This is a genomic window from Streptomyces sp. NPDC005899 (assembly GCF_040629645.1).
GTDB lineage: Bacteria > Actinomycetota > Actinomycetes > Streptomycetales > Streptomycetaceae > Streptomyces.
Map to the genome: position 1 here is coordinate 1 of NZ_JBEXWB010000335.1, position 6,908 is coordinate 6,908.

6 protein-coding genes are annotated in these 6,908 nt (G+C 72.0%); 1 reads left to right on the plus strand and 5 read right to left on the minus strand.

Annotation, left to right across the window (positions count from 1 at the left end):
* From ABZ371_RS26765 to ABZ371_RS26785, 5 genes are all read right to left on the minus strand, one after another.
* The coding region (locus tag ABZ371_RS26765) for an XdhC family protein (RefSeq protein WP_358684129.1) at nt 1-433 on the minus strand (433 nt) is incomplete at its 3' end.
* A gap of 43 nt (nt 434-476) precedes the next feature.
* The gene (locus tag ABZ371_RS26770) at nt 477-1,934 is read right to left on the minus strand and encodes an NCS2 family permease (protein ID WP_358684131.1); all 1,458 of its coding nucleotides are present in this window, start codon (nt 1,932-1,934) and stop codon (nt 477-479) included.
* Nucleotides 1,935-2,150: 216 nt separating this feature from the next.
* Nucleotides 2,151-4,571 carry a xanthine dehydrogenase subunit D gene (pucD, locus tag ABZ371_RS26775; protein WP_358684133.1) on the minus strand — a complete coding sequence of 807 codons (2,421 nt, stop codon included), beginning with the start codon at nt 4,569-4,571 and terminating at the stop codon, nt 2,151-2,153.
* Nucleotides 4,568-5,164, minus strand: coding sequence for a (2Fe-2S)-binding protein (locus ABZ371_RS26780; protein WP_358684135.1), 597 nt, complete (start codon nt 5,162-5,164; stop codon nt 4,568-4,570). Before ABZ371_RS26780 ends, pucD begins: the two co-directional genes overlap by 4 nt.
* Nucleotides 5,165-5,166: 2 nt before the next feature.
* Nucleotides 5,167-6,057 carry an FAD binding domain-containing protein gene (locus ABZ371_RS26785; protein WP_358684137.1) on the minus strand — a complete coding sequence of 297 codons (891 nt, stop codon included), beginning with the start codon at nt 6,055-6,057 and terminating at the stop codon, nt 5,167-5,169.
* Between the two features lie 268 nt (nt 6,058-6,325).
* Here ABZ371_RS26785 and ABZ371_RS26790 point away from each other — a divergent pair.
* The coding region (locus tag ABZ371_RS26790) for a PucR family transcriptional regulator ligand-binding domain-containing protein (protein WP_358684139.1) at nt 6,326-6,908 on the plus strand (583 nt) is incomplete at its 3' end.

The window sequence follows — 6,908 nt, forward strand, 5'->3', positions numbered from 1 at the left end:
TCGACCCGGCGGACATCACCGGGCCCGTGATGCTGTGGCACGGCGAGAAGGACGTGTTCTCACCGGTCGGCCACTCCCGCTGGCTGGCCGGCCGGCCGAACACCGGGCGCGCGGGGTCGTCCGCGCGCACCGGGGTCACCAGGATGTCGATGACTCCCCCGCAGGTCAGGCCGACCGCGAAGGCGTCGTCGTCGCTGTAGCCGAAGCGCTCGCGGACGGTGATGCCGTCCGCGAGGGCCTGCCGGCACAGCTCGTAGACCGCGCCCTCCACACATCCGCCGGAGACCGACCCGACGGCCGTGCCGTCGCCGTCGACCGCGAGTGCGGCGCCCGGCTGCCGGGGGGCGCTGCCGCCGACCGCGACGACGGTCGCCACGGCGAACGCGCGTCCCTGCCCGACCCACCGGTGGAGCTCTTCGGCGATGTCCAGCATGGCGTGTCTCCTTCTGACAGAGGTGTACGGGGCGGGCCGGGCGTCAGTTGACGCCCAGCCAGCTCTCGATCGGGTGCAGGGCGAAGTAGACGGCGAAGACCAGCGTCAGCGCCCACATGAAGGCACCGACCTCACGGGCCCTTCCCTGCGCGAGCTTGATGGCGGCGTACGAGATGACGCCCGCGGCGACACCGGTGGTGATGGTGTAGGTGAACGGCATCAGGACGACGGTGAGGAAGACCGGTACGGCGACGGAGCGGTCGCTCCAGTCGACGTGCCGGGCGTTCTGCATCATCATCGCGCCGATGATGACCAGTGCGGCGGCGGCCACCTCGGCCGGCACGATCGCGGTCAGCGGGGTGAAGAACAGGCAGGCGGCGAAGAAGAGTCCGGTGACGACGGACGCCAGGCCGGTGCGGGCCCCCTCCCCCACCCCGGTCGCCGACTCCACGAAGACCGTCTGGCCGGAGCCTCCGGCGATACCGCCGATCGCCCCGCCCGCGCCGTCGATGAACAGCGCCTTCGACAGGCCCGGCATCCGGCCCCTGTCGTCCGCGAGGTTCGCCTCGGTGCCGACGCCGATGATGGTGGCCATGGCGTCGAAGAAGCCCGCCAGCACGAGGGTGAAGACGATCATGCCGACCGTCATGACGCCCACGTCGGCCCAGCCGCCGAACTCGACGTCGCCGAAGAGCGAGAAGTCCGGGTTGGAGACCGCGCTGCCGCTCAGCTCGGGCGGTCCGCTGCTCCAGGCCTTCGGGTCGATGTCGACGACCGCGTTCAGGACGACCGCGACGGCGGTCCCGACCACGATGCCGATGAGGATGGCGCCCGGGACGTTACGTGCCTGGAGCATGAAGATGAGCAGCAGGGTCACGGCGAACACCAGGACCGGCCACCCGGTGAGTTCGCCGGCGGGGCCCAGGGAGAGCGGGGTCGCCGTGCCCTGGTGGACGAAGCCGGCCTTGACGAGGCCGATGAGGGCGATGAAGAGCCCGATGCCGATGGTGATGCCGTGCTTCAGCGCGAGCGGGATCGCGTTCATGATCAGTTCGCGGAGGCCGGTGACGACCAGCAGGCAGATCACCACACCGTAGACCACGCACATGCCCATGGCCTGTTGCCAGGTCATGGCGGGGGCGACCTGCGAGGCGAGTACCCCGGAGACGCTGAGGCCGGCGGCGAGCGCGAGGGGCACCTTGCCGACGAATCCCATCAGCAGGGTGGTGGCGGCCGCCGCGAGGGCGGTGGCGGTGATCAGTCCGGGCTGCCCGAGCATCTGCCCGTCGACGTCCTTGCCGCCCAGGATGAGCGGGTTGAGCAGGAGGATGTACGCCATGGCCATGAAGGTCGTGACGCCGCCGCGCACCTCGCGCGCGACGGTCGATCCTCGTTCGGATATGTGGAAGTACCGGTCGAGCCAGGACCGTCCGGCGGGGACGCGCGAGCCGGGGCCCGCGTCCTCCGCGCCCGTCCTGGGTTCCACTGACTGCTGGGTCATGTTGCCTGACTCCCAAGGTTCACAGGGGCACCCGCGTGGAGCTGTCGTGACTGCGGGATTTGGGATGACTGCGCGGCGGCACGACCCGGGGGACGGCCCGAGACGAACTACGTGGTGCAGGCGGAGCGGTGGTGCGTGGGACTCCGGGCGGCGGGCGGTGCGGGAAGTGTGACGTTCGCGGCAGGCGCGCACCGCCCGGAGCGTGGTGGGGGCCCCTCAGGTCCCGGTGATGTGCTCGGGGCGCACCGGGGTCCTGTTGAGCTCGAGCCCCGTCGCGTTCCGGATCGCCGCGAGGACGGCCGGGGTGGACGACAGGGTCGGGGCCTCGCCGATGCCGCGCAGCCCGTACGGGGCGTGGTCGTCGGCGAGTTCGAGCACGTCGACCGGGATGGTCGGGGTGTCGAGGATGGTGGGGATCAGGTAGTCCGTGAAGGACGGGTTGCGCACCTTCGCGGTCTTCGGGTCGACGATGATCTCCTCCATGACGGCGACCCCCAGCCCCTGGGTGGTGCCGCCCTGGATCTGGCCCTCGACCGACAGCGGGTTCAGGGCCTTGCCGACGTCCTGCGCGCAGGCGAGCTCGATGACCTTGACCAGTCCGAGCTCGGTGTCGACCTCCACGACCGCGCGGTGCGCGGCGAAGGAGTACTGGACGTGGCCGTTGCCCTGCCCGGTGCGCAGGTCGAAGGGTTCCGTGGGCCGGTGGCGCCACTCCAGTTCGACGTCGACGGCCTCGTCCTCCAGCACCTCGGCGAGGGAGGCGAGCACCTCCCCGCCGTCGGTGACGACCTTGCCGCCCTCCAGGAGGAGTTCGGCGGTGGCCCACGCGGGGTGGTACGTGCCCAGCTTGCGGCGGCCCATCTCCAGGACGCGCTCGCGCACGGCCTCGCAGGAGTTCTTCACGGCGCCGCCGGTGACGTACGTCTGGCGGGACGCGGAGGTGGATCCGGCGGAGCCGACCCGGGTGTCGGCCGGCTGGATGGTGACCTGGCTGACCCCCAGCTCGGTACGGGCGATCTGGGCGTGGACGGTGACCCCGCCCTGCCCGACCTCGGCCATCGCGGTGTGCACGGTGGCGACGGGTTCGCCGTTGACGACCTCCATGCGCACCCGGGCGGTGGAGTAGTCGTCGAAGCCCTCGGAGAACCCGACGTTCTTCAGGCCGACGGCGTAGCCGACGCCCCGCACGACGCCCTCGCCGTGGGTGGTGTTGGAGAGCCCGCCGGGCAGCGCGCGCACGTCGACGGTGCCGCCCCCCGCGCCGGCCGAGAGCCACTGCTGCTCGGGCGGCAGGGGACGGGCCTTGACGCGGCGCAGCAGTTCGGCGACGGGGGCCGGCGAGTCGACGCGCTGGCCGGTGGGCAGCAGGGTGCCCTGCTCCATGGCGTTGCGCTGCCGCAGTTCGACCGGGTCCATGTCGAGCGCCGCGGCGAGCTTGTCCATCTGCGCCTCGTAGGCGAAGCACGCCTGGACGGCGCCGAAGCCGCGCATGGCGCCGCAGGGCGGGTTGTTGGAGTAGAGGGCGATCGCCTCGATGTCGACGTCCTCGACGGCGTACGGTCCGACCGCCAGCGAGGAGGCGTTGCCGACGACGGCCGGGGAGGCGGAGGCGTACGCGCCGCCGTCCAGCACGATCCGGCACTTCATGTGCGTGAGCTTGCCGTCCTTGGTGGCGCCGTGCTCGTAGTGGAGCTTCGCCGGGTGCCGGTGGACGTGCCCGAAGAAGGACTCGAAGCGGTTGTAGACCATCTTCACGGGCTTGCCGGTGCGCAGCGCCAGCAGGCAGGCGTGGATCTGCATCGACAGGTCCTCGCGGCCGCCGAAGGCGCCGCCGACGCCGGAGAGCGTCATGCGGACCTTGTCCTCGGGGAGTCCGAGGACGGGGGCGATCTGGCGGAGGTCGGAGTGCAGCCACTGGGTGGCGACGTACAGCTCGACGCCGCCGTCCTCGGACGGCACGGCGAGGCCGGACTCGGGGCCGAGGAAGGCCTGGTCCTGCATGCCGAAGACGTAGTCGCCGGTCACGATCACGTCGGCCCGCCCGGCGGCCGCCTCGGCGTCGCCGCGGACGATGGGCTGGCGGTGGACGATGTTGGGGTGCGGGACGTGGCCGATGTGGTGGTCGGTGCGGCCCTCGTGGATCAGGATCGCGTCGGGGGCGGTCGCGGACGCCTCGTCCGTGACGACCGGCAGCTCCGCGTAGTCGATTCTGATCCTGGCCGCGGCGCGGCGCGCGGTCTCGGGGTGGTCCGCGGCGACCAGGGCGACCGGTTCGCCGTGGTGGCGGACCTTGCCGTGGGCGAGGACGGGGGTGTCCTGGATCTCGAGGCCGTAGTTCTTCATCGCGGCGGGCAGGTCGTCGTAGGTCAGCACGGCGTACACGCCGGGGGTGGCGAGGGCCTCACCGATGTCGATCGACCGGATCTCGGCGTGCGCGACCGTGGAGCGCAGCGTGTGCCCCCACAGCATGTCCTCGTGCCACATGTCGGAGGAGTACGCGAACTCGCCGGTGACCTTGAGGGTGCCGTCGGGGCGGAGCGTGGACTCGCCGATGCCACCGCTCGTCCGGGAGCCCTGGGTGATCGTGGTGGGGGTGCCGGCCGGCACGGACGTGGCTCGTGGGTTCGCCGTGGTCATCGGACCGCCTCTTCCTGACGGGCGGCCGCGAGGCGGACCGCGTCGAGGATCTTCTCGTAACCCGTGCAGCGGCACAGGTTGCCGGAGAGCGCCTCGCGGATGTCCTGGTCGGACGGGGACGGGTGTGCCTCGAGCAGCTCGTCGGCGGCCACCAGGAGGCCGGGGGTGCAGAAGCCGCACTGCACGGCGCCCGCGTCGATGAATGCCTGCTGGACGGGGGAGAGCTCCGCGGCCTCGGCGCTCCGTCCGTCGGCCGGCCTGGCCTGCCACCGCCGGGCGGCGTCGAGCGGGGTGCCGCAGGCGCCCGAGGCGCAGCTCGCGCCGGGGTGGGCGTCGTCGCGGTGCCTGGCGTAGTCGGCGAGTCCCTCCACCGTGACGACCTCGCGGCCCTCCGCCTGGCCCGCCGCGACGAGGCAGGAGCAGACCGGCACGCCGTCGAGGCGGACGGTGCAGGACCCGCACTCGCCCTGTTCGCAGGCGTTCTTCGATCCGGGCAGGCCCATGCGCTCACGCAGGACGTAGAGGAGGGATTCACCCTCCCAGACGTCGTCGGCTTCCTGCTCGCGGCCGTTGACCGTGAAATTCACTCGCATGGTTAAGCAGCTCCTTCGAGGGTGCGGCCCGCGCCGCGGTACTGCTCCCAGGTCCACCCCAGCGTGCGCCGGGCCATGATGCCGACCGCGTGCCTGCGGTAGGCGGCGGTGCCCCGTACGTCGTCGATGGGGTTGCAGGCCCCGGAGGCCAGCTGGGCGAACTGTGCGGCGACCGAGGGCGTGATGACCTTGCCGCTCTCCCAGAAGCCGCCCTCCTCCAGCGCGGCGTTCAGGAACTCCTCGGCGGCCGTGGCCCGGACCGGGGTCGGGGCCGCGGATCCGATGCCGGTGCGCACCGTGCGGGTCTCCGGGTGGAGGGCCAGGCCGAAGGCGCAGACGGCGATGACCATCGCGTTGCGCGTGCCGACCTTGGAGTACTGCTGGGGGCCGTCGGCCTTCTTGACGTGCACGGCCCGGATCAGTTCGTCCGGCGCCAGTGCGTTGCGCTTGACGCCGATGTAGAAGGCGTCGATCGGGATCATGCGCGTCCCCCGTACGGAGCACGCCTCGACCTCGGCGCCCGCGGCGAGCAGCGCCGGGTGGGCGTCGCCCGCCGGGGAGGCGGTGCCGAGGTTGCCGCCGACACCGCCCCGGTTGCGGATCTGCGGCGAGGCGACGGTGTGCGAGGCCAGGGCGAGACCGGGCAGCTCGGTCCGCAGGTGCTCCATGACGTCGCTGTACGGCACGGAGGCGCCGAGCCGCACGGTGTCCTGGCCGACCTGCCACTCGGACAGCTCGCCGATGCGGTTCAGATCCATGAGGTACTCGGGGCGCCGGTGGTCGAAGTTGATCTCGACCATCACGTCGGTGCCACCCGCGATGGGCACAGCCGTCGGGTGCTCGGCCTTGGCGGCGAGCGCCTCCTCCCAGCAGGCGGGGCGAAGGAAGTCCATGAGTGGCTCTCTTCTCAGTCTCTCGTGCGCTGGGGCTGGGGTGCGGCCGGCCCTCGACGTGTCGTTCATGTCTTGTTCACGCGGTGTGTGAGCCAGTACACAAGCCTTGGGCCATTCGGTGCAGTCACCGAAACCATGAAGGAATTGGCTGGCCGGCGTCCCGGTCTTGTAGATTCGAACGAATGGCGGGTATCGGTAACCTCACCGCAATTCACAGGTATCCCCAGCTGTCCCCCGCACCAACGAGGAAGAACGGCGGCAACCGACGATGCGGCTCCGCGCACTGCTGGACACCGACGCGCTGGGCCTGCGGCTGCTCGGCGGGGCGGACGAGCTGGACCGTTCGGTCCGGGGCGTCATGACGACCGACCTGCGCGACCCCAGCCGCTACCTCTCCGGGGGTGAGCTCGTCCTCACGGGACTGGCCTGGCGCCGGGACGCCGCGGACTCCGAGCCCTTCGTCCGGCTCCTGGCGGGCGCCGGGGTCGCCGGGCTCGCCGCGGGCGAGGCGGAGCTCGGGGCGGTCCCGGACGACCTGGTCGAGGCGTGCCTGCAGCACCGGCTGCCGCTCTTCGCCGTCCACGAGACCGTCGCGTTCGCGACGATCACCGAGCACGTGGTGCGCCAGGTGTCCGGGGAGCGGGCCGGGGACCTGGCCGCGGTCGTCGACCGCCACCGCCGGCTGATGACCTCGGGGCCGGCGGGCGGCGGACCCGAGGTGGTCCTCGACCTGCTCACCTCCGACCTGGACCTGCGGGCCTGGGTCCTCTCCCCCACCGGCCGCCAGGTCGCCGGCGCCGGGAAGCCGCTGGCCGGGCCCGTCGGCGCGGAGCTGGCCGGCCGCCACCTCG

What these genes read in the sequence shown, in the direction of transcription:
- ABZ371_RS26770 (WP_358684131.1), bottom strand. Translation starts at nt 1,934, where the DNA reads ATGACCCAGCAGTCAGTGGAACCCAGGACGGGCGCGGAGGACGCGGGC.
- pucD (WP_358684133.1), bottom strand. Translation starts at nt 4,571, where the DNA reads ATGACCACGGCGAACCCACGAGCCACGTCCGTGCCGGCCGGCACCCCC.
- ABZ371_RS26780 (WP_358684135.1), bottom strand. Translation starts at nt 5,164, where the DNA reads ATGCGAGTGAATTTCACGGTCAACGGCCGCGAGCAGGAAGCCGACGAC.
- ABZ371_RS26785 (WP_358684137.1), bottom strand. Translation starts at nt 6,057, where the DNA reads ATGGACTTCCTTCGCCCCGCCTGCTGGGAGGAGGCGCTCGCCGCCAAG.